Here is a 24,054-nt window from a genome sequence, read left to right on the forward strand (position 1 = left end):
GTCGTGTTGGCCCGAGACCCTGGAGCGAGCAACGCGAGTGAAGCGGCTCATCGGACGCCCCCAGGAAAGCGCCCAGCCGGAACGGAAATCAAGCATACGTTTAGGTGGTGATCCTAAAAATTAGGAGGATATTGTTGTGACAAAACGTGCATTAATCAGTGTTTCCAATAAAGATGGTATTTTAGAATTTGCAAAAGAACTAGTAGCATTAGGTTATGAAATTTTATCAACTGGTGGTACGAAAAAAATGTTACAAGACAATCATGTTGCCGTAACAGCAGTAGATGAAGTAACTAAATTCCCTGAAATTTTAGATGGCCGTGTAAAAACTTTAAATCCAATGATTCACGGTGGACTATTAGGAAAATTTGACGATGCTTCTCATCAAGCTCAAATGAATGAGCATGGAATTGAGCCAATTGAGATTGTTTGTGTCAATCTTTACCCGTTCGTTGAAACAATTTCAAAGCCTAATGTAACATGGGATGATGCGATCGAAAATATCGATATCGGTGGTCCAACAATGTTACGTTCTGCAGCAAAAAACCATCAATATGTAACAGTAATTGTGGATAGCAATGACTATGCGAACGTATTAGAGGAACTGAAAGCTAATGGTGCAACGACTATTGAAACACGTCGTAAATTAGCTGCAAAAGTTTTCCGTCACACAGCTGCTTATGATTCATATATATCAAACCACTTAACAGAAGAAGAGTTCCCAGAGAACTTAACAATGACATATGAATTAAAACAAAACTTACGCTATGGTGAAAATCCTCATCAAAAAGCAGCGTTCTATCAAAAACGTCTAGGTTCTGATTTTTCATTAGCTTATGCAACGCAATTGCATGGTAAAGAATTATCTTACAACAATATTCAGGACGGGAATGCAGCATTGCAAATTGTGAAAGAGTTTGAAATGCCTGCTGCTGTAGCTGTAAAGCACATGAATCCTTGTGGTGTTGGAACTGGTGCAACATTAGAAGAAGCGTTTGATAAAGCATATGAAGCAGATTCAACGTCTATTTTTGGTGGCATTATTGCTTTAAATATGGAAGTGGATGCAGCAACAGCTGAAAAATTAAGCCATATATTTTTAGAAATTATTATTGCACCAGCTTTCTCCCAAGAAGCACTTGAAATTTTAACGAAGAAGAAAAATATTCGTCTATTAACAATTCCTTTCGGGCAAGCAAAACAAGACAAATTCAATGTTGTATCAGTTGAAGGCGGCCTTCTCGTACAAGAACCAGATCGCTACGGCTTTTCTAATGCAGATATTAAAGTTGTCACAGACCGTGAACCGACAGCACAAGAATGGGAAGCATTACAACTAGGCTGGGCAGTTGTGAAGCATGTTAAATCTAATGCTATCGTCGTTACAGATTCTCAAATGACACTGGGTGTTGGCGCTGGCCAAATGAACCGTGTTGGAGCAGCTAAAATCGCATTTGAGCAAGCTGGCGAAAAAGCAAAAGGTGCAGCGTTAGCATCAGATGCATTCTTCCCAATGAGCGATACAGTAGAAGCAGCTGCAGCGGCTGGTATTACAGCAATTATTCAACCAGGTGGCTCTATAAAAGATCAGGATTCAATCGATAAAGCAAATGAATACGGCATTGCAATGGTATTCACTGGCGTACGTCATTTCAAACACTAATTCAAACACGTTAAAAACTAGACCGAGATGTTGTTTCATCTCGGTCTTACTTACAAATAGGAGGATTCCCTAAAATGAAAGTATTAGTCATTGGAAGCGGCGGTCGTGAGCATGCTATCGCCAAACAATTTAGTATTTCACCATCTGTGAATAAAGTATTTGTAGCACCTGGTAATGATGGCATGAGAAATGATGCAGAAATCGTTGCAATAGATACGATGGATTTTGCAGGTCTTGCACAATTTGCAAAAGAAAATGCAATAGATTTAACCTTTGTAGGACCTGAGCAACCACTTGCTGAAGGTATAGTAGATTTCTTTACTGCTCGCGGTTTACGAGTATTTGGTCCAACAAAGGCAGCGGCCCAAATCGAAAGCAGTAAATCATACGCGAAAGATATTATGAATAAATATCATATCCCAACAGCGGCCCATGAAACGTTTACTGAGGCTGCAAAGGCTATCGCTTATATTAAAGAGCAAGGTGCACCGATTGTGATCAAAGCGGATGGGTTGGCAGCTGGTAAAGGTGTAGTTGTAGCAATGACTGAAGATGAAGCAATTGCAGCTGTAGAGGATATGATTGGGAACCAACGTTTTGGTGAATCCTCTTCACGTGTTGTCATTGAAGAATTCCTGGACGGGGAAGAATTCTCCTTTATGTCGTTTGTCCATAAAGGTCACATATATCCAATGGTCATTGCTCAAGACCATAAACGTGCCTATGATGGCGATAAAGGACCTAACACAGGTGGTATGGGCGCCTATTCCCCGGTGCCTCAAATTTCACAAGACGTAGTGGATGAAGCTTATAAGACAATTGTCGAACCGACCGTGAAAGGTATGGAGGCAGATGGTGTATCGTTCACAGGAATTTTATATGCAGGATTGATTTTAACGAAAAATGGTCCAAAAGTGATTGAGTTTAATGCACGCTTCGGAGATCCCGAAACACAAGTAGTTTTACCACGTATGGCATCTGACTTTGGCGAATTTATGATGGCATTAATGGATGAAAAGCCATTTGATTTGCAATGGTCTGAAGAAGCAATGCTTGGTGTAGTAATTGCCGCAGAAGGTTATCCAGGGGACGTTGAAAAAGGCAATGCATTACCAAACTTAGAGTCTCTATCAGCTTCACATGCGGTATTCCACGCAGGTACAAAGCTTGTAGATGAGAAGTTTGTAGGGAATGGTGGCCGAGTTTTATTAGTTGGAGCAAAAGCCTCCACTTTAAAGGAAGCACAAGAAAAAGTATACGCAGGCATTGCAACAGAAAAATGGGACAATTTCTTCTTCCGTAAAGATATAGGCTGGCGTACGTTTAAGTAGTGACTGAGTAAATGATAAAATAAATATCAAGCGCATAGAGTAGGGAAATATAGAGATTTATAATTGCCCGATAAAAGGATAATTTTTTCACATTTTGCTTTCTATCATAGCGTGTGGTTGATTTCCGTTCCGACTAGGCGCTTTGTTGTTGCTGTCGCTTCGCTGCGGGGTTTCATCTGTGACGCTGATCCCCAAGGAGTCGCCCATTCGAAACGAAGATCAACTTATTTACATCGCGAATGTTTTAATAAATGTCGTCCCAAAGTTTTATTATTGAGGGATAAAAGGATTTTTTTATTGCTATTTTGGCAAATATATTTCCATTTTTAACTGATTGTAGCGTAGGGCTACTAGACTCCCGCGGGAAAGCGAGACAGACGAGACCCTGCACGGAGCATAGCGGAGGAAGCGGCTCGACGTTCGCCCGCAGGAAAGCGAGTAGCCCGTAGCGGAAATCAGAGCCTTTGAATTAATGAAAATGATTAATATCGAACCTAAATTAAATATTTTAATCATACTGTGAAACTTCTTATTGTTTTCAAACGTATGATTTACAAGGGTGAAAGCCGTCTCAACTGTATAGTTGAGACGGCTCCTTTGACTAAGAAGGATTTTGTGCATTATTTGTGGAACTTTTACTTTCTGAGGAAGTTTGATTGGAAGTGCTGGAGTCAGATTGCTTTGACGCAGTTGCGCTTGATCCTGACATATTTCCAGTTATAACAGAGGAGAAATCCTTCATGAGTTTTTCGATTTGTTCAGATGACATAGAATTTTGGCCACTGAGCATACTTTGCATAAAAGAGTTGCTATTATTGTTGCTGGTGTTCATAGCACTCTCCATACTTGAGCTCAGTAAAGATTTAGTCGGGCAATACTTAAAGATACCCTCAGCCATTTTCATGGCACCAAAAGCAATCATCAATCGACCTGCCGTACAGTTAGGATTTCTTGAGACCTTAGCGATACCAAATGCCGTTAAACTCGTACCCATTGCAAAGCGACAGAAGGCATTTTTTTCGCTTAAATTCGTTTCCTGCATCATCATATTTCCTCCTTTAGTCATTGTGGAAAAAATAAAGCGGGGGGCACTTTGCTTTATGAAAGTGCTGTGTTACGATTGAAACAAGATGATTGCATAAAGCACTAAATTTATGAAAGAAAGCGTTTATGCAGTAGTAGTATGTGATTTCAAATAGGATTTACACGATGAAATTTTACGTAATTTAGGAAGGGGCGAATAGAATGGATCCAGTATGGAAAATTACAGAATTACGCCAACAATTAGCTGTAATTGATGGTAAAAAAGCACCTGATATTGTATTAAAAAATGCGCGTTATTTACATAGCATGCTCAAACAATGGGTAGTAGGGAACATTTGGATTTTAGGAAATCGTATTGTCTATGCTGGTGATAGAATGCCTCCGTTATCAGAGGGAGCAGAGGTGGTCGATTGTACGAATAAAACAATTGTGCCAGGATATATTGAGCCACATGTTCATCCGTTCCAGTTATACCATCCACAATCTTTTGCTGACTTTTGTGGACAGCTAGGCACTACAACTTTTATTTCAGATAATTTAAGCTTCGTTTTATCTTTAGAAAATAAGAAAGCGTTTTCAATTTTGGATGATTTGAAAAAACTACCGTTTTCATTTTATTGGTGGACTCGTTTTGATTCGCAAACTGAGATGGAGCAGGAGGAAGAGATTTTTTCTAATACGTCCATTTTAGAATGGTTAGAACGAGATGATGTTTTACTTGGTGGAGAATTAACAGGCTGGCCAAGGTTGTTACATGGAGATGACCAAATGCTTTATCGCATGCAAATGGCTAAAGGCTACGGAAAAAAAATAGAAGGGCATTTCCCTGGCGCATCAGAACGAACTTTAGCACGTATGAAGTTACTTGGTGCAGATGGTGATCATGAAGCGATGACAGTTGAAGAAGTGGAGCGACGTATTATGCAAGGATATGCTGTAACGCTGCGTTATTCTTCAATACGTCCAGACTTACCACATCTATTAAAAGGAATTGTCGAAAAAGAGCTGCCTATTTTTGATCATTTAATGATGACAACAGATGGCTCAACACCTTCTTTCCATGAAGATGGCGTGATGGATAAATGTATTCAAGCAGCCTTAGATGCAGGTGTAGCACCAATCGATGCTTATCAAATGGCTTCCTATAATGTGGCACGCTATTATAATATGACCAGCTTACATGGCTTTATCGCAACTGGTCGATTTGCTTCCTTAAATATTTTACAAGATGAATGGCACCCAGTTCCTGAGAGTGTACTTTCGAAGGGTGTTTGGTTAAAACGCGATGGAGAGCAAGTGCAAAGACTTGCTGCAATTGACTATTCAGCATTACCTGCGTTTGACTTAGATTTTTCATTAACGTCTCATGATTTTCAATTTTCGATGCCGTTTGGAATTGAGTTAGTAAATGATGTTATTACCAAACCATATAACTCATTAATTACTAGAGAAGGGCAGTTAGCAGATCATGATGAATGTTATTTAATGCTTATTAATAGAGATGGCAATTGGCATGTTAACACGATGATTAAAGGTTTTGCTACTAGTGTACAAGGCTTCGCTTCATCATATTCGAATACAGGCGATATTTTGCTAATCGGAAAAAATAAAGATGATATGATTACAGCTTTTGAAGAAATGAAGGCAATGCGTGGTGGGATTGTACTTGCTGAAAAGGGTGAAGTAATTGCAGCTATTCCATTAACGATTGGTGGACTTTTACATGATGGAGATGTTAAGGAACTATCGGAAAAAGAGAAGGTCTTAAAACAAGCATTAGCGGAACGTGGTTACCACTTAGGAGACGCCATTTATTCTTTATTATTCTTACAATCTACACATTTACCATATATCCGGATAACACCAAAAGGGATTTTCGATGTTATGAAGAATAAGTTATTATTACCAGCAGTGATGCGTTAGTTGAAGCTTCCTTATGGTATAGCCACAACAATTACAGTTAGGTGTAATTGATTAAAGGAGAGTAATGCTTGTGTTCAAATCGAAGAAACTATTTATCGCAATGGCTTTTAGTACTTTGTTGATAGGAGGATGTTCTAAAGATTCGTCGGAAGTAAAGGAAGACGATACGAACAAGGTTGATGAAGAAACTGTTATGGAAGATCCTGCTCAACAGGGGGATAAGTTTGCTCCATTAACAGGTGAAGCTGTGAAGGAAGAAATTACGCAACGCCCAATTATGGTTACAATTAATAATCATCCGAAAGCACGTCCGCAATCAGGAATTGAAGCGGCGGATATTATTTATGAAATGCTAGCTGAAGGCGATGTTACGCGTTTATTAGCAGTGTATCAAAGTGAACTTCCAGAAACTGTAGGGCCAGTTCGAAGTGCTCGATCTTATTTTATTGATCTTGCAAAAGGCTTTGATGCATTTTATGTAGCACATGGCTATAGCCCTGAGGCAAAATCGATGCTTACTAATGATGTAGTCGACAATATAAATGGCATGGAATATGATGGAACACTTTTTAAACGTTCGAAAGATCGTGTTGCTCCGCATAACTCGTATATTACGTCTGAAAATATAGTAGATGGGGCGAAAAAAGTAGGCGCTTCAATGAGTTACCGTGAAAAAGTAAGTCAGGCTTTTTATGAACCCGATGAACGTGGTAAAATAGGCATTGAAACAAGTCGAGTTGACGTTACCTACGGAAATAGTGAGTATTTCCATAATTCGTATTTGTATGATCATCAAAATAATCGTTATGGAAGACAATCGGCTGGCGTTGACACAAAGGATATGTTAACAGGTGACACATTATCTATTGCAAATGTTCTATTTTTAGAAATGAAACATCGGACGATTGATAATGAGGGGCGCCAAGAAATTGATTTAACTTCTGGTGGAAATGCGTATGTATTTCAAAATGGCTATATGAGAGAAGTCAAATGGGCTAATATTGATGGAATACCAATGGCTGTAGAAGAGTCTGGGGAACTTGTGAAGCTAGTACCAGGGAAATCTTGGGTTCACTTCATACCAACTTCACCAGGGTTAAAAGCAATGGTGAAAACGCAGCCTTAAAGGGAGGAAGATTGCATGCAAATCGAAAAAATTCGTGGGCATCAAACAGATCAATTATTTAAAGCAGTGTTAGAGCTGAAAGACATCGAAGAATGCTATAAGTTTTTTGATGATTTATGTACGATTAGTGAAATTCAATCGTTGGCACAACGCTTTGAGGTTGCGCATTTACTACGTTTAAAGAAAACGTACGAATCCATTAAAAAGGAAACAGGTGCAAGTACAGCAACTATTTCGCGTGTACGTCGTTGCTTTGATTATGGGAACGATACATATGATGAAATGTTAGGTCGTTTGTATCCAGATGAAAAGCCATTTCAAGCACCAAAAGAATAGTAGGTAAAGAGGCTGGGTAGAGGTTCTGCTCAGTCTTTTTCATTTTTTTGTAGACAGTCATAAGCTATACTTGTAAACGAATAGATAGAAAATGATAGGTGGTAAAATAGATGGATTATTTAGAATGGAGACATGTGTTCAAGCTTGACCCAGCTAAGGATATTTCAGATGAGGCACTAGAAAGAATTTGCGAATCAGGGACAGATGTTATTATAGTTGGCGGAACAGACAATGTAACTTTAGATGGCGTATTAGATTTGCTTGTTCGTGTAAGACGCTTTGAAGTACCGATAGCGCTTGAAATTTCTAATATTGATTCGGTAACACCAGGTTATGACTATTATTTCATTCCAACCGTGTTAAATAGTGATGATCCAAAGTGGATTAAAAATCTACACCATGAAGCAATTAAAGAATATGGAGATATTATGGTATGGGATGAATTAGTAGCTGAAGGTTATTGTATTTTAAACCCGACTTGTAAAGTAGCGGAAGTAACGAAGGCGAAAACCGATCTATCCATCGATGATGTTGTTGCCTACGCACGTATGGCTGAAAATTTCTTTAGATTACCTGTATTTTATGTAGAGTATAGCGGTACTTATGGTGATATTGAAGTTGTAAGTGCTGTTAAAAATGAACTGAAAAATACACGACTGTTTTACGGTGGCGGCATTACATCTGCTAAGCAAGCAGCAGAGATGGCAAAATATGCAGATACAGTAGTAGTTGGTAATATTATTTACGAAGATTTAAAAGCTGCACTTGCGACTGTTAAGGCTGTAAAAAATAATATATAATTTAACTTTTTCAGCAGGTTGCTGAAAGAAGTTAAAGCCTCCGGCGGATGTCACGGAATCGAAAAGGAGTGCTTTGTGAAAGCACAAAGCCGATTCCGGACGCAATTATGCCGAGGCATAATTGATAATTAAACGTTTGTAAGGCGGTGCGAAATGGAGCAGTTAACGAAAAACTTATTAGCAGGTATGAACACAGAGCAGGAAAATGCGGTCAAAACAACTGAAGGACCGCTTCTAATTATGGCGGGTGCTGGATCAGGGAAAACACGTGTATTGACACATCGTATTGCATACCTAATCATCGAAAAAGAGATATATCCGTCAAAGATTTTAGCTATCACATTTACAAATAAAGCTGCACGTGAAATGCGAGAGCGTATAGATGGCATTCTCGGTAATGGAACTGGCGATAGTATGTGGGTATCGACTTTCCACTCCATGTGTGTGCGAATTTTACGACGCAATATTGATCAGCTAGGGATATCACGTAACTTTTCAATTTTAGATTCCACTGATCAGCTATCAGTTGTTAAAAATGTTATGAAGGATGAAAATATTGACACGAAACGTTTTGAACCTCGTGCGATTTTAAATGCGATTAGTTCGGCAAAAAACGAATGTATAGCTGCGGACGATTATGCAGGTCAAATCAATGAAAATAATCCTTACGAAAAAACAATCGCCCGAGTTTATAAAGGGTATGAAAAAAGACTACGCCGCAATCAATCACTCGATTTTGATGATTTAATTATGACGACTATTACATTATTCAAGCGTGTACCAGAAGTGCTTGAATACTATCAAAATAAATTCCAATATATCCATGTAGACGAATATCAAGATACGAATAAATCTCAATATTTACTTGTTCAGATGCTTGCCAAGAAATTTAAAAATATTTGTGTTGTAGGTGATTCAGACCAATCGATTTATCGTTGGCGTGGTGCGGACATTGGCAATATTCTTTCATTCGAAAAGGATTATCCAAGTGCTAAGGTCATTATGCTTGAGCAAAATTATCGCTCCACAAAACGCATCCTACAAGCAGCAAATGACGTCATTCAAAATAATACAACACGTTATCCAAAAGAACTGCGTACAGAAAATGCAGAGGGTGAAAAAATCGTATTGTACAAAGCGTATAACGAGCAAGAGGAAGCACAATTCGTTGTACAAACAATCCAACAACATATTCAAAAAGAAAATCGTTCATTTGATGACTTTGCAATACTCTATCGTACAAATGCGCAGTCTCGTGTGATGGAGGAAGTGCTTGTTAAGTCTAATATGGCTTATCAAATAGTTGGTGGTACTAAGTTCTATGATCGTAAAGAGATTAAGGATTTACTTGCCTACTTGCGTCTTATTGCCAATAATGATGATGATTTATCACTTGCTCGTATTATTAATGAACCAAAGCGTAGTATAGGTGCAACTTCCTTTGAAAAAATGGCGCGCTATGCGATTGATCAAGAGCGCTCAATTTTTGATGCCATGAATGATCTTGTATTCATGGGGCTTACAGGGAAGGCTGCTAATTCAGCTGAGCAATTTTATGCGATGATTAAAGGTTTTACAGAGATGCAAGAATATTTATCGGTGACAGAAATTGTAGAGCAGGTCATTGACAAATCTGGTTATCGTGCAATGCTACAAAACGAAAAGACGATTGAAGCAGAAAGCCGCTTAGAAAACATTGAAGAATTTTTATCTGTAACAAAGGCTTTCGAGGAGCGTAGTGATGATAAGAGCTTAGTTGCCTTTTTAACAGATTTAGCGCTAATTGCAGATATAGATGCACTTGATAAAGATGATGCATCGAAGGGCAATATTATTTTAATGACAATGCATGCCGCAAAGGGCTTAGAATTCCCAATCGTCTTTATCATTGGAATGGAGGAAAATATCTTCCCGCATTCTCGTTCACTTGATGATATGGATGAAATGGAGGAAGAACGTCGTTTAGCGTACGTAGGTATAACACGTGCAGAAGAACGTTTATATTTAACGAGTGCACAAAGTCGTACGATATTTGGTCGTTCTAGCTATAACAATGTCTCGCGTTTCTTAGGTGAAATTTCGGAGGATATTACACAATCGGTTTCCAAGGGTGGTGCGAAGCCTGAAGTTCCGTTTGCCTCTAACAATCGTTCAGCAGGTGGCTATCAAAAGCGTTCACTTGGAGCAATTCAGAAAACACAGCCTGCAACAGCTCGTTTACAAACAACTGGTGGAGACCAATTTGGCTGGAAGGCTGGAGACAAAGCAATCCATAAAAAATGGGGAACAGGTATGGTTGTTAGTGTAAAAGGTGAGGGTGATAGTACAGAGCTAGATATTGCCTTTCCACAACCTATTGGTATTAAGCGATTACTAGCGCAATTTGCACCTATTGAAAAAGGGTAACCGGGGGAACTTAAATGAACGAAATTGAACAGCGCGTTGTTGAATTAAATAAATTGTTACATGAATATGGTCATGCCTATTATGTATTGGATAAACCTGTCGTAGCAGATAGTGTTTACGATCAATTATTACATGAACTTATTGCATTAGAGGAAGCGAATCCGTCACTTATTTATCCAGATTCACCGACACAACGTGTTGGCGGAGCGGTGGTAGAAGGCTTTAAAAAAGTGACGCACGATTACCCTATGCTAAGTCTATCAAACGCTTTTAATGAAGAAGACTTACGTGAATTTGACCGTAAAGTGCGTCAAGCAATCGGTGATAAATTCTCCTATGTTTGCGAGCTGAAAATCGATGGTCTTGCTATTTCTTTAAAATACGAAAACGGCGTTTTTGTACAAGGAGCAACACGAGGAGACGGTGTTGTAGGGGAAGATATTACAGCAAATTTAAAAACGATTCGAGCAATACCACTTCGATTGAAGGAGCCACTTACAATTGAAGTACGTGGTGAGGCGTATATGCCTAAAAAATCATTTGAAAAATTGAATTCTCTACGTGCTGAAAATGGAGAAGAATTGTTTGCAAATCCGAGAAATGCGGCTGCAGGCTCTTTACGCCAGTTAGATCCTAAAATAGCAGCGAGTCGTCAACTATCTACCTTTATTTATGCAATTGGGGGAGATGGTGAGGCATATGGTATTGACGGTCATGCAGAGATGCTTGATTATTTAGAGGGACTAGGTTTCCCATCAAACAAAGAGCGTCAACGCTGTTCAACGATAGAAGAGGTACTAGCATTTATCGAAAAATGGACTGAAAACCGTCCGAATTTAGCCTATGAAATTGACGGTATTGTCATTAAGGTGGATCGTTATGCCCAGCAGGATGAGCTAGGTTATACAGCAAAGAGTCCACGTTGGGCAATTGCTTATAAATTCCCTGCTGAGGAAGTAGTCACAACATTACTTGATATTGATTTAACGGTTGGGCGAACAGGGGTTGTTACACCAACTGCTATTTTATCGCCTGTTCAAGTGGCAGGTACGACGGTTCAACGTGCATCATTACACAATGAGGATTTAATTCGTGATAAAGATATTCGTCTAGGGGATACAGTCATTATCCGAAAAGCCGGAGACATTATTCCACAAGTTGTCGGTGTAATACTGGAGCAGCGACCTGAGGACTCAGTTCCGTATGTAATGCCTGAAAATTGTCCTGTTTGTGATAGCGAACTTATTCGTATTGAAGGGGAAGTGGCCTTACGTTGTGTAAATCCAGCATGTTTTGCACAAATCGCGGAGAGCATTAAATATTTTGTATCGCGTAATGCGATGAATATCGACGGACTTGGTGATAAGGTCGTTGAACAATTATTACGTGCAGATTTAATTCATGATGTCTCTGATTTGTATCACTTAACGGAGAAACAGCTTGTCGAGCTTGAGCGTATGGGAGAAAAATCAGCGGCGAATTTAGTCAATGCTATCCAGGCTTCTAAGGAAAATTCGATGGAGCGTTTACTAATTGGATTAGGAATACGACATGTTGGTGAAAAGGCTGCGAAAATTGTTTCAGAGGAGTTTGGAACAATGGAAGCGGTGATGGTAGCAACAGAGGAGCAACTCGTGGCGATTTACGAAATCGGCGATAAAATGGCTTCATCACTTGTCGAGTATTTTTTAAATGAGGATGCACGTGCAGTCATCGGGCGCCTTGCTGAAGTAGGCGTCAATATGAAGTATAAAGGTAAAAAGGTAGAGGTAGCTGTAGGGGATAATCCTCTTGCAGGAAAAACAATCGTATTAACTGGTAAACTTGAGCAATTGACACGTAACGAAGCAAAGGCGAAAATAGAAGAGTTAGGTGGTATTGTTACAGGCAGTGTCAGCAAAAAAACTGATCTTGTTATTGCAGGAGCAGATGCGGGTTCTAAACTAACAAAAGCCGAGCAGTTAGGTATTGAAGTTTGGAATGAAGATCGCCTGATCGAACAATTTAACCTTGCCCAATAATGGATACTATCAGGTTCATCACCAAAAGTTGAGGATGGCATTTGTTTAAATGCATACTTTATAAATTGATTGGAGTGGAGACTGGACGTCACCAGGAAGCTTTGCTCTGTAGCGAAAGCAAAGCGGCAGCTACAAAGCGCCCAGTTGGAACGGAAATCAATCACACGTTATGGTGATGATCTAAATATTATAGTAAAGAAAGATGAATTGTTCGTCCTTTCCACAGATAGGTATGAACAATTCGTCAAGCAAAATCTGAACATCAGTAAAGGAGTACTAAAATAATGAAGTCATTTCGACTCATTCCAGCAATTATCGCTGCTGCAATGCTAGTCGGCTGTGTGCCTTCTGATAAGAAGGAGACAGAGCTAACACAGGAGACGCAACAGGAAAAAGCGGAAACAACAATTATTCCAAGCTTACAGATTGATAAATCATATTATAGAACGCTAACACCCTATAAACAAAGTGCTAGTAGGGGATTAGTAGTTTCGAATATTTATACAAAATATGATATGAAGGAAGTTGAAACAGGTTTAATGCGTCTTTCTCAAAATGAGTTTGACACAGAAAACTATTTCTTCCAAGAAGGGCAATATTTAGCGGAAAATACAGTGAAAAATTGGCTTGCCCGAAGTTCACAAGAGAAAGACGGCTTAAATCCTCCGACGACGGACTCAATGCCTGCAGAGGAACGTGCAGAAAAGGCTCCAATCTATTTATCACATATTGTTGAGCAAAATTATTTAACAAAAACTAGTGATAACAAAGTAAAATTAAGTGGTATTTCGATAGGACTTGCCTTAAACTCTATTTATTACTATCAAAAAGAAAAGTATGGGGAATACTATGAGAAACCAATTTCGGAGGCAGAACTGATTGAGCAAGGGAAGAAGATGGCCTCAGAAATTGTGTCTCGTCTAAGAACCCGTGATGAATTGAAAGATGTACCGATAGTAGTAGGCTTATTTAAACAAAAAGCGCGCAATGATATTGTTCCAGGAACATATTTTAACTATGGCGTAGCTAAAGCTGGACAAAATGAAGTATCTGATTGGAAAGCTGTGGATGAAGAATATATTCTGTTCCCAACGAGTGAATCACAGGATATATACCGTGATGACAGCAAAAACTTTGAGAATTTTAAACAAGATGTAGATAAGTATTTTTCAAACTATACTAGTGTAGTAGGAACAGGCTTCTACCAAAACAAAAAAATTCAAAAATTATCGATTGAAGTGCCCATCCAATTCTTTAGTAAACCTGAAATTATTGGATTCACTCAATATTTAACAGGTGTCCTGATCAAACAATTTGATAATATTCATGTTGAAGTAAGTATCACCTCAATTAACGGTCCAGAGGCATTGATCGTAAAGAATGCCAACGAAAAAGAACCATACGTCCATATCTATTAGAAATATAGTCAGCCTTGTGCTGACTATATTTTTTTATGGGATGAATATGAGTTGAAAGCGACGGAAAGAATCCTTGGAACGACGGAAAGCTCCCCGAAGTGAGGAAAACCTCACCGAAATGATGGATAGAAAAGCAAAAATGGATAGACTCCTCAAAGTGACGGATACATAAGAAAGCACAACAACGCGATCGATGCTCCGCTCACAAAGAGCAAAGTCTTAATGGAGGACTCTAAAAACAGTCCATAAAGACGACACTTCGTCATAGTAGTGAAAGTTTCTTTATTTTTGGTGAAAGTTGTGATTTTTAATATGAAAAATGTTATGATTATTTGCATGGTTAACTTTATTCAACCCTATTGTTATCGACAAAAGCAATGAATTGAATGAGTATTCGGAGGTGTGAAAAATGGCAAAATTAACAAAAGAAGAAGTTAAGCACGTGGCAAACTTAGCACGTCTTGCAATTACGGAAGAGGAAGCAGAGAAATTTGCTGAACAGCTTGGTAAAATTACTGACTTCGCAGAGCAACTAAACGAGTTAGATACAACGAATGTTGAACCAACAACTCACGTTTTACCACTAGTAAACGTAATGCGTGAAGATGTGGCAACAAAAGGTTTAGACCGTGAAGTAATGATGTTAAACGTAAAAGAACAAGAAGATGGTCAAGTAAAAGTACCAGCTATCATGTAATACTAAAACATAGGAGGATTCCTCATGACGTTATTTGAACGTTCAGCGAAGGAGCTACAAGCTGATATTAAAGCGGGTAACTTAACAATCGCTGATTTAACAAAAGAAGCATTCGAACGTGTGGCGAAGCTTGACGGCGATGTACAAGCTTTCCTTGCTTCAAACGAAGAAAAAGCAACTGCACAAGCAGCTGAAATGGATAAAGTGCCATTTGAAGAGCGTGGACCACTTTTCGGTCTTCCTATCGGTGTTAAAGACAACATCGTGACAGAAGGCTTAGAAACAACTTGTGCTTCTAAAATTTTAGAAGGCTTTATGCCAATTTACGATGCAACAGTAGTTAAAAAGCTACGTGACGCAGGTATGGTCACTATCGGTAAATTAAACATGGACGAGTTTGCAATGGGTTCTTCAAATGAAAACTCATACTATAAAACAACAAAAAATCCATGGAACTTAAACCACGTACCAGGTGGATCTTCAGGTGCATCTGCAGCAGCAGTTGCAGCAGGTGAAGTACCATTCTCACTTGGTTCTGATACAGGTGGTTCAATCCGTCAACCAGCTGCTTATTGCGGTGTTGTAGGAATGAAGCCTACATATGGCCGTGTATCTCGTTTTGGTCTAGTTGCATTTGCATCTTCTTTAGATCAAATCGGACCAATTACACGTAATGTTGAAGACAATGCTCTTTTACTTGAAGCAATCGCAGGATTAGATGCAAACGATTCAACTTCTGCAGACGTAGAAGTACCAAACTACGCAGCAGCACTTACTGGTGACGTAAAAGGTTTACGTATCGCTGTGCCAAAAGAATTCCTTGGTGAAGGTGTTGGCGAAGCAGCACGTCAATCAGTGCTTGATGCATTAGAAGTATTAAAAGGCCTAGGTGCTACAGTAGAAGAAGTATCACTTCCTCACTCGAAATATGCACTTGCAGCATACTATATTCTTTCTTCTTCTGAAGCGTCTTCTAACCTTTCTCGTTTTGACGGTATCCGTTATGGTTTCCGTGCAGAAAACGTTGATAATTTGATGGACCTTTATAAAGAAACACGTGCACAAGGCTTTGGCGATGAAGTAAAACGTCGTATCATGCTTGGTACTTACTCGCTAAGTGCAGGTACGTATGATGCTTACTATAAAAAAGCCCAACAAGCACGTACACTTATCAAAGCAGACTACGACAAAGTATTCGAAGACTTTGACGTAATCATTGGACCAACTTCTCCTACACCAGCATTTAAAATTGGTGAAAACGTTGATGATCCAATGACGATGTATGCAAATGATATTTTAACGATTCCTATGAACTTAGCTGGTGTACCAGCCATCTCAATCCCATGTGGAATTGAAAATGGTCTACCACTAGGCTTACAAATTATCGGTAAATATTTCGATGAAGCAACAATTTACCGTGTAGCTCATGCTTTTGAACAAGCAACGGAGTTCCATAAACAAGTTCCTCAAATTTGGGAGGGAAAATAACATGAACTTTGAAACAGTCATTGGTTTAGAAGTACACGTTGAGTTAAAAACGAACTCAAAAATCTTCTCACCAGCACCAGCTCACTTCGGTGCTGAACCAAATACAAATACTACAGTTATCGACCTAGGCTATCCTGGGGTCCTACCTGTACTTAATAAAAATGTTGTAGATTTCGCAATGCGTGCAGCACTTGCACTAAACATGGAAATCGAACAAGAAACAAAATTTGACCGTAAAAACTACTTCTATCCTGATAATCCGAAAGCTTATCAAATTTCTCAATTCGATAAACCAATCGGTAAAAACGGCTGGGTTGATATTGAAGTAGATGGTTATACAAAACGTATTGGTATTACACGTCTTCATATGGAAGAAGATGCTGGTAAACTGTCTCACAGTGGAGACCACTCTTTAGTTGACTTTAACCGTCAAGGTACACCACTTGTAGAAATCGTTTCTGAGCCAGATATTCGCACGCCAAACGAAGCGTATGCGTATCTTGAAAAAATAAAATCAATCATCCAATATTCAGATGTATCGGACTGTAAAATGGAAGAAGGTTCACTTCGTTGTGACGCCAACATTTCACTTCGTCCATATGGTCAAGAAGAATTTGGTACAAAAACAGAGCTTAAAAACCTTAACTCTTTCAACTATGTTCGCCGTGGTTTAGAGCACGAGGAATTACGCCAAGCTGATGTCCTTCTTTCAGGTGGGGTAATTGAGCAAGAGACTCGCCGTTTCGATGAAAAAACAGGTAAAACAATTCTTATGCGTGTAAAAGAAGGAACAGACGATTATCGTTACTTCCCAGAGCCAGATTTAGTTCGCCTATCAATCGATGATGAATGGTTAGAGCGAGTAAAATCAGAAATTCCAGAGCTTCCAGATGCTCGTAAAAAACGCTATGTTGAAGAATTAGGCTTAACGCCATATGATGCAGGAGTTCTTGTTATTTCAAAAGAAATCTCAGACTTCTTCGAGGCGATGGTAGCTAAAGATACGGATGCAAAACTTTCAGCAAACTGGCTTATGGGTGATGTTTCTGCATACTTAAATGCAGAACAAAAAGACCTTAAAGATACTGCATTAACGCCAGAAAACCTTGCGGAAATGGTGAAATTAATCACTGACGGTACAATTTCTTCTAAAATCGGTAAAAAGGTATTTGCTGAATTAGTAGAAAATGGCGGTTCTGCTGGAGAAATCGTTAAAGCAAAAGGTTTAGTTCAAATTTCTGATGAAGGTGCATTACTTGCTATCGTTACAGAAGTTCTAGACAACAATGCACAATCGATCGAAGACTTCAAAAACGGTAAGGATCGCGCTATCGGCTTCTTAGTTGGTCAAATTATGAAAGCAACTAAAGGTCAAGCGAACCCACCTATGGTCAATAAATTATTACAACAAGAAATTGCAAAACGTTAATTGCAATTGCAACGGAAGGTCAAGAGAGCAAATTTGCTTTCTTGGCCTTTTATATATAAAAATTAATACATACTAAAGAATCTTTAGGGGCATCTATAACAATAAAAAGGCTTTTTTTGAGTAGAGGCTGGGAGATTTAAAAGCTCAGCAGGAACGGAAATAAACTCGAATTTATGGAGAAAAGAACTAAAAAATACCAAATTAGCACTTTATAGTTGTCTAAATGGAGTATTCATAGCAAAATATAGAATAGAACATGATAAAACTTTAGGAGGTCTATCAATGAAAACGGAACAACAATATTTCAATGATGCGATTTCAATTCAACAATATATGGATCATATGGCGACGTTAAAAGAGGAAAGCTTCCGTATTTATGATGGTTTCGAAGTGCCAATAAACGATGGCTTTATCGAACTATTGAAGAACAATCAACTAAAAATTTTAACAATTACTGAGGACTGGTGCGGGGACGCAATGTTAAACAATCCAATCATTCGCCGAGTTGCAGAGGCAGCAGAACTAGACATGCGCGCAGTATTACGTGATGCGGATACAGATTTGATTGATCGTTATTTAACAAACGGTGGCCGTGCAATTCCGGTTTATATTCTATTAGATGATGCTGGTCAGGTTGTAGGAAAATGGGGACCACGAGCACCAGAATTACAGGAATTAGTAGTAAGTAAACGAGCTACTTTACCTGATAAAGAAGATCCTACATTTGAAGATGCACAAAAAGCGCTATATGCAGAAATCCGTGAAGAGAATATGACGAATAAATCATATTGGACATATGTTTACGAGGATTTTAAAAAGCAAGTAACAGCTGCATTGCAATAATTGTAAATCACAAGGCTGCATGTCAGAAAAATGAGGACATGCCTTGCTCTTGTTGACTTCAATGCAACATTTAAAAGAATAATTCGTTGAAAGAAATAGAATCTTATGAAGCAGGAAGGTATGTTATGAAACGAGCAAGAATCATTTATAATCCTACATCTGGGCGTGAAGTGTTTAAAAAGCATCTACCAGAAGTATTGGCAAAATTAGAGGTAGCAGGCTATGAGACATCTTGTCACGCAACAACCTGTGAAGGCGATGCGACCATTGCTGCAAAAAATGCAGTAGAACGTGGCTTTGATATAATTATTGCAGTTGGTGGAGATGGCACATTAAATGAAGTTGTTGCAGGTGTAAGTCCATTTGAGAACCGGCCGAAAGTAGGTCTAATTCCGATGGGTACAACGAATGACTTTGCCCGTGCCGTGCACATTCCTCGAAATATTGAAGCTGCCGTTGACATTATTATTAAAGGTGAATCGTTACCAGTAGATGTTGGTTTATTAAATGGGGAACGCTATTTCATCAATATTGCTGCTGGCGGACGTATTACAGAATTAACTTATGAAGTGCCAAGTAAAATGAAAACAATGCTAGGGCAGTTAGCTTACTACTTAAAAGCAGTGGAAATGATCCCATCGATTAAAGCTTCTCACATGCGTATTGAATACGATGGCGAAGTGTTTGATGGGGATGCCATGATGTTTTTATGTGGCTTAACAAATTCGGTGGGAGGCTTTGAAAAGCTTGCACCAGACGCAAGTATTAATGATGGCTACTTTACTTTAATCGTATTGAAAAAAGTAAACCTGCCTGAATTTATTCAGCTTGCTGCAATGGCATTAAGAGGCGAGCATTTAAATGATGATCGTGTAATTTATAAAAAAGCAAGTGTCGTCAAAGTATCTACTGAAGATGAAATTCATTTAAACTTAGATGGTGAATATGGTGGTGACGCGCCTGCAACATTTGAAAACTTAAAGCGTCATATTGAAATTTTTGTCCCACTAGCAGATATTCGTGAAGAAGACCGTGTACAATAAACATAAAAAAGAGTTCTATTGAAGTTAAAAGAAATCCTTTTGTTATGGGTATTAATGGATTAAACACCACATATGCGTATATGTCCATCCTTTAAATGGTATTGTGAATGAATTAAGAAAAATGTTTGGCAAATGTGAGTATAATACTTGAACAAAATTTGAAACCTTTATAATAGGCCGAAATTCCGGTCCATTATAAAGGTTTTTTTCGTTGCAATAGTGGAAAATGGGGGTATGGATAAGGGAAAGGAAGTGTTGCCGTTGTATAAGTCACAGGAAAGAAAGCTCATTTGGCTAAGCTTTGGTGTTGCAATTATCATGCTACTTTCCATACTTGGAAGAATATTTGGAGGTTAGGGGGGCAATGAAATGGTGAATGAATCAGCAGTCTTTTGGAGTAGAGCATTAACGGAGCTAACTTTATCGTTCCATATTATTTATGCAACGATTGGGGTTGGTGTCCCATTAATGATTATGATCGCACAATGGACTGGGTATAAAAAGAATGATGAGCACTATATTTTAATGGCAAGACGTTGGGCGCGCGGCTTTGTTATAACAGTTGCCGTCGGAGTTGTAACAGGGACAGCAATTGGCTTACAGTTGTCTTTACTATGGCCGAATTTTATGCAGCTTGCTGGCCAAACGATTGCATTACCACTTTTCTTAGAAACGTTTGCCTTTTTCTTTGAAGCCATCTTCCTAGGCATCTACTTATATACTTGGGATCGCTTCGATAGTCAGAAAAAGCATATGCTACTATTAATTCCGGTTGCTGTAGGTGCATCAATGTCAGCTGTGTTTATTACAATTGTCAATGCGTTTATGAATGCACCACAAGGATTTGACATTGTGGACGGACAGCTTGTAAATATTCAACCTTTTTTAGCGATGTTTAATCCAGCGATGCCGACAAAGGTAGCACATGTACTCGTTACAGCCTACATGACGGCCGCATTTGTGTTAGCATCCATTGCAGGATACCGTCTACTTAGAGGTTCTAAGCATGTATACCATAAAAAATCTTTATACCTACTTATGAAGATTGGTCTGATTTTCTCTATTGCAGCAGCGATTATTGGAGACTTTTCAGGAAAATATTTAGCTGAATATCAACCAGAAAAATTAGCTGCAGCTGAGTGGCACTTTGAAACGGGAGATAAAGCTTCTCTTATACTATTGGGTGTATTAGATGGTGAAGAAGTAAAATATGCTATTAAAGTACCTTATGCTTTAAGTGTTTTAGCACATAATAATCCAAATGCAGAGGTAATTGGTTTAGATCAATTTGCTAAAGAAGATCGACCACCGCTGTATATTCATTATCTGTTTGACCTCATGGTGTTTATTGGCATGTTCATGGCACTCGTTTCATTGCTTTATGTAACCGGGAAAGCACGTGATTGGCAGTTTATTCATAGACGTTGGTTTAGATGGATTGTTGTTGCAGGTGGACCACTTTCCATTATTGCAATTGAAGCAGGATGGTGGCTTGCCGAAGTGGGACGACAGCCTTGGATCTTATATGGATTAATGCGAACACCAGAAGGGGCCACAACGAGTGATCATGTAGACTTAATGATGCTATTGTTTACTGGTGTATATGCGGTATTAGCAGTAGGAAGTATCGTAGTGTTGGTTCGCATGTTCAAAAAGAATCCAATTGAGCGTGAAATAGAAGATCGCCATGATGAAAAAGGCGGTGACATCTTATGACATTAGAGATTTTAGGTATTTCAGTTTTATGGATTTTCCTATTTGGTTATGTCATTGTAGCTTCAATCGATTTTGGTGCAGGCTTTTTTAATGCCTACAGCCTACTTATCGGAAAAAATCACATTTTAACGAATATTATTAAACGTTATTTATCACCAGTTTGGGAAGTAACGAATGTCTTTTTAGTATTCTTTTTTGTTGGGATTGTTGGATTTTTCCCACAAACAGCTTTCTATTATGGAACGATTTTACTTGTTCCAGTTAGTATTTCGCTAGTGCTTCTTGCAATACGAGGCTCCTACTATGCATTTGAATCATATGGCGCACGTGGGCATATTGGTTACACGTTGACATATGGTATAGCAGGATTACTCATTCCTGCCTCACTCTCTGTTGTATTCGCGATTGCTGCGGGCGGCTATGTTGATCTTATTGATGGGCAACCGGTCTTGAATTATTGGAAGTTGTATACGAGTCCGTTTGCTTGGAGTATTGTCGTGCTGAGCATTGCAGCGGTACTTTATATTTCAGCCGTGTTTTTAACTTGGTATGCACATAAAGCAAAGGATCGAGAAGCTACAAATTTAATGCGAAAATACGCGCTTGCTTGGGCGATACCATTAATGGTGAGTGCGCTCGGCATTATGTACGAAATGAAATTCATTAACCCTGAAAGTTACAATAACATGGTTAATTTATGGTGGATGTTTGCCATTTCTGCGGTGCTGTTTATTATTACTGTAGTGTTAATATGGATGCGAAAAAATTATGGTCTAGCGGTTAGTTTATTGATTGCCCAATTTGCAGTGGCATTCTTTGCATATGGAATTGCCCAATACCCATATTTACTGTATCCATATTTAACAATTTACGATAGCTTTACAAGTACACAAATGGCAATTGCGCTCGTCATTGCGTTTGTTTTGGGACTATGTCTGCTTATTCCATCACTGTTCTTGTTGTTGAAGCTATTCCTTTTCAACAAAAATTATGTGACAGGAAAAGAAGACAATCACGCATAGGAGGGATACAACTATGACAAGTTTTTTGATTTTTTATGCACCATTTATAGTCGTCATCCTAGGTGTAGTCGCTGCTTTCTGGTGGGCACCTAGAGATTACCATACAGTAAGGAAAGAGGGGAAGAGTCGCGAATAGCGGCTCTTTTTTCTACTCGTGGAAAGGTGATCAGTTTGAAGAGAGAGCGGTTCCCAATCATGTCTAACCTGATCAGTCGCCGAAAACATTTGAGCCGTCAATATGAAGCCAAGTTCTTTTTTCATCCGCCTCAACATGCTACAATATAGAGATTGAAATGGAGGATGTACGAATGTCAGCACCCGTGAAAAAGAATGACCGACTAACAGTTTATATAGAAGATTTAACACATGATGGAAATGGCGTCGCAAAGGTTGATGGCTATCCGTTATTTATCCAAGGTGCACTTCCTAGTGAAACGGCGGAAGTACATGTTGTAAAAACGTTAAAAAACTACGGCTTCGCAAAGGTCGTAGAAATACTCGAACCGTCATCAGATCGTGTTGATGCGCCTTGTGAATATTTTAAACAATGTGGCGGCTGCCAATTACAGCACCTGTCTTATGAAGGACAGTTAAAATGGAAAGAAAACATGGTGCGTAATGTCATGCAGCGCATTGGTAAAATTGATGCGCCTGTTCTACCAGTGAAGGGCATGGAAGAACCTTGGCATTATCGTAATAAAGCGCAAATACCTTTCTCCTCAAATGAAGCAGGACAAGCAATTGCTGGTTTCTACAAAACGAAGTCTCATAGCATTGTGGATATGGAGCGATGCTTAATTCAGACAGGAGAAGCGGACGCTATTCTTGCAGGTTTGAAAAAGGAACTAGCGGCAATCGGTGTTCGACCATACAACGAATTATCGCATGAGGGAATGCTGCGCCACGTAGTTGTTCGTAAGGCACGAGCAACTGGTGAAGTGATGGTTGTTCTCGTAACTAAAAAGAAAAAATTCCCGCAAAAAGATGCTGCTGTTGCGACAATTCAGAAGCTTGTCCCGAATGTCACATCTATTATGCAAAACGTTAATAGCGACAAAACGAACGTTATTTTCGGTGATGAAACCGTAAACCTGTGGGGCAAGGACGTTATTATTGATACAATTGGCGATGTTCGCTTTGAAATATCAGCCCGTTCATTTTATCAAGTAAACCCTGAGCAAACGGAAGTTCTATACAAACAAGCATTAGACTACGCTAACTTACAAGGTGATGAACGAGTAATCGATGCTTACTGTGGTATCGGCACAATTTCACTATTCCTTGCACAACAAGCAAAGGCTGTTATGGGTGTTGAAATTGTCCCGCAAGCGATTGAAGATGCAAAACGCAATGCAGCACTAAATGGGTTTACAAATACGTATTTCGAGGCCGGGCCAGCAGAAGAAGTCATTCCACGTTGGTATAAGGAAGGCAAAGAAGCGGATGTTTTAGTAGTTGACCCACCACGCAAAGGCTGTGATGAGGCGCTTCTTCAGACGATTTTAGTGCAACGTCCTAAGCGTGTTGTTTATGTGTCCTGTAATCCAGCTACACTAGCACGTGACCTTCGAATTTTGGAGGATGGGGGTTATCAAACACAGGAGATTCAACCTGTGGATATGTTCCCGCATTCGACGCATTGTGAAGCGGTCGCTTGGTTGGAGTTAGTATAATAGAAAAGCAGTTGATATAGAAAAAATCTATACCATCTGCTTTTTTCGTTAAAATAAACATTGCCGATTTTTGTG

Annotated in this window: 20 protein-coding genes; 19 read left to right on the top strand and 1 reads right to left on the bottom strand. The window is 39.1% G+C overall.

Annotation, left to right across the window (positions count from 1 at the left end; genetic code table 11):
- Positions 1–136 precede the first annotated feature (136 nt).
- Together purH and purD are read left to right on the top strand one after the other, a co-directional pair.
- On the top strand, positions 137–1,663 hold the full coding sequence (gene purH, locus ACQKN4_RS16475) for a bifunctional phosphoribosylaminoimidazolecarboxamide formyltransferase/IMP cyclohydrolase (RefSeq protein WP_079562655.1): 1,527 nt from the start codon (positions 137–139) through the stop codon (positions 1,661–1,663).
- Between the two features lie 74 nt (positions 1,664–1,737).
- Complete coding sequence (gene purD / locus ACQKN4_RS16480) at positions 1,738–2,994, top strand: phosphoribosylamine--glycine ligase (protein WP_427484223.1); 1,257 nt, start codon at positions 1,738–1,740, stop codon at positions 2,992–2,994.
- Between the two features lie 601 nt (positions 2,995–3,595).
- On the opposite strand, the gene ACQKN4_RS16485 is transcribed toward purD, so the two are convergent.
- On the bottom strand, positions 3,596–4,060 hold the full coding sequence (locus tag ACQKN4_RS16485) for a YgaP-like transmembrane domain (protein ID WP_170939008.1): 465 nt from the start codon (positions 4,058–4,060) through the stop codon (positions 3,596–3,598).
- A gap of 179 nt (positions 4,061–4,239) precedes the next feature.
- On the opposite strand from ACQKN4_RS16485, the gene ACQKN4_RS16490 reads away from it, so the two are divergent.
- From ACQKN4_RS16490 to rlmD, 17 genes are all read left to right on the top strand, one after another.
- A complete protein-coding gene (locus ACQKN4_RS16490) occupies positions 4,240–5,961 on the top strand; it encodes an adenine deaminase C-terminal domain-containing protein (protein WP_427484224.1) in 1,722 nt (573 codons plus the stop codon).
- Between the two features lie 70 nt (positions 5,962–6,031).
- Entirely contained in the window at positions 6,032–7,087 is a 1,056-nt protein-coding gene (locus ACQKN4_RS16495) for a DUF3048 domain-containing protein (RefSeq protein ID WP_427484225.1), read from the top strand.
- A 15-nt stretch (positions 7,088–7,102) separates the two neighbouring features.
- Positions 7,103–7,423: a YerC/YecD family TrpR-related protein gene (locus ACQKN4_RS16500; protein ID WP_004225717.1), complete on the top strand. Its 321-nt coding sequence runs from the start codon at positions 7,103–7,105 to the stop codon at positions 7,421–7,423.
- A gap of 110 nt (positions 7,424–7,533) precedes the next feature.
- Positions 7,534–8,223 carry a heptaprenylglyceryl phosphate synthase gene (locus ACQKN4_RS16505; protein WP_079562660.1) on the top strand — a complete coding sequence of 230 codons (690 nt, stop codon included), beginning with the start codon at positions 7,534–7,536 and terminating at the stop codon, positions 8,221–8,223.
- A 153-nt stretch (positions 8,224–8,376) separates the two neighbouring features.
- Positions 8,377–10,629, top strand: coding sequence for a DNA helicase PcrA (gene pcrA, locus ACQKN4_RS16510; RefSeq protein WP_427484226.1), 2,253 nt, complete (start codon positions 8,377–8,379; stop codon positions 10,627–10,629).
- Between the two features lie 14 nt (positions 10,630–10,643).
- A complete protein-coding gene (gene ligA, locus ACQKN4_RS16515; protein ID WP_079562662.1) occupies positions 10,644–12,650 on the top strand; it encodes an NAD-dependent DNA ligase LigA in 2,007 nt (668 codons plus the stop codon).
- Positions 12,651–12,934: 284 nt separating this feature from the next.
- Positions 12,935–14,068, top strand: coding sequence for a CamS family sex pheromone protein (locus ACQKN4_RS16520; protein WP_427484227.1), 1,134 nt, complete (start codon positions 12,935–12,937; stop codon positions 14,066–14,068).
- A 409-nt stretch (positions 14,069–14,477) separates the two neighbouring features.
- Positions 14,478–14,765, top strand: a complete 288-nt coding sequence (gatC, locus tag ACQKN4_RS16525; protein ID WP_010857153.1) for an Asp-tRNA(Asn)/Glu-tRNA(Gln) amidotransferase subunit GatC — start codon at positions 14,478–14,480, stop codon at positions 14,763–14,765.
- A gap of 24 nt (positions 14,766–14,789) precedes the next feature.
- Positions 14,790–16,253, top strand: a complete 1,464-nt coding sequence (gatA, locus tag ACQKN4_RS16530; protein WP_079562665.1) for an Asp-tRNA(Asn)/Glu-tRNA(Gln) amidotransferase subunit GatA — start codon at positions 14,790–14,792, stop codon at positions 16,251–16,253.
- Position 16,254: 1 nt separating this feature from the next.
- On the top strand, positions 16,255–17,682 hold the full coding sequence (gatB, locus tag ACQKN4_RS16535; RefSeq protein WP_427484228.1) for an Asp-tRNA(Asn)/Glu-tRNA(Gln) amidotransferase subunit GatB: 1,428 nt from the start codon (positions 16,255–16,257) through the stop codon (positions 17,680–17,682).
- Between the two features lie 282 nt (positions 17,683–17,964).
- Positions 17,965–18,525 carry a thioredoxin family protein gene (locus ACQKN4_RS16540; RefSeq protein ID WP_427484229.1) on the top strand — a complete coding sequence of 187 codons (561 nt, stop codon included), beginning with the start codon at positions 17,965–17,967 and terminating at the stop codon, positions 18,523–18,525.
- 125 nt (positions 18,526–18,650) lie between these two features.
- On the top strand, positions 18,651–19,568 hold the full coding sequence (locus ACQKN4_RS16545) for a diacylglycerol kinase (RefSeq protein ID WP_079562668.1): 918 nt from the start codon (positions 18,651–18,653) through the stop codon (positions 19,566–19,568).
- 234 nt (positions 19,569–19,802) lie between these two features.
- A complete protein-coding gene (locus tag ACQKN4_RS16550) occupies positions 19,803–19,925 on the top strand; it encodes a hypothetical protein (RefSeq protein WP_276569507.1) in 123 nt (40 codons plus the stop codon).
- 12 nt (positions 19,926–19,937) lie between these two features.
- Positions 19,938–21,284, top strand: a complete 1,347-nt coding sequence (locus tag ACQKN4_RS16555; RefSeq protein WP_079562669.1) for a cytochrome ubiquinol oxidase subunit I — start codon at positions 19,938–19,940, stop codon at positions 21,282–21,284.
- On the top strand, positions 21,281–22,306 hold the full coding sequence (locus ACQKN4_RS16560; protein WP_427484230.1) for a cytochrome d ubiquinol oxidase subunit II: 1,026 nt from the start codon (positions 21,281–21,283) through the stop codon (positions 22,304–22,306). The genes ACQKN4_RS16555 and ACQKN4_RS16560 overlap by 4 nt, the downstream gene beginning before the upstream one ends.
- Before the next feature lie 13 nt (positions 22,307–22,319).
- Entirely contained in the window at positions 22,320–22,442 is a 123-nt protein-coding gene (gene cydS, locus ACQKN4_RS16565; RefSeq protein ID WP_256469478.1) for a cytochrome bd oxidase small subunit CydS, read from the top strand.
- A gap of 172 nt (positions 22,443–22,614) precedes the next feature.
- Entirely contained in the window at positions 22,615–23,979 is a 1,365-nt protein-coding gene (gene rlmD, locus ACQKN4_RS16570) for a 23S rRNA (uracil(1939)-C(5))-methyltransferase RlmD (RefSeq protein ID WP_079562671.1), read from the top strand.
- Positions 23,980–24,054 lie beyond the last annotated feature (75 nt).

Source organism: Lysinibacillus sp. NPDC093692, from assembly GCF_050280125.1.
Classification (GTDB): domain Bacteria; phylum Bacillota; class Bacilli; order Bacillales_A; family Planococcaceae; genus Lysinibacillus.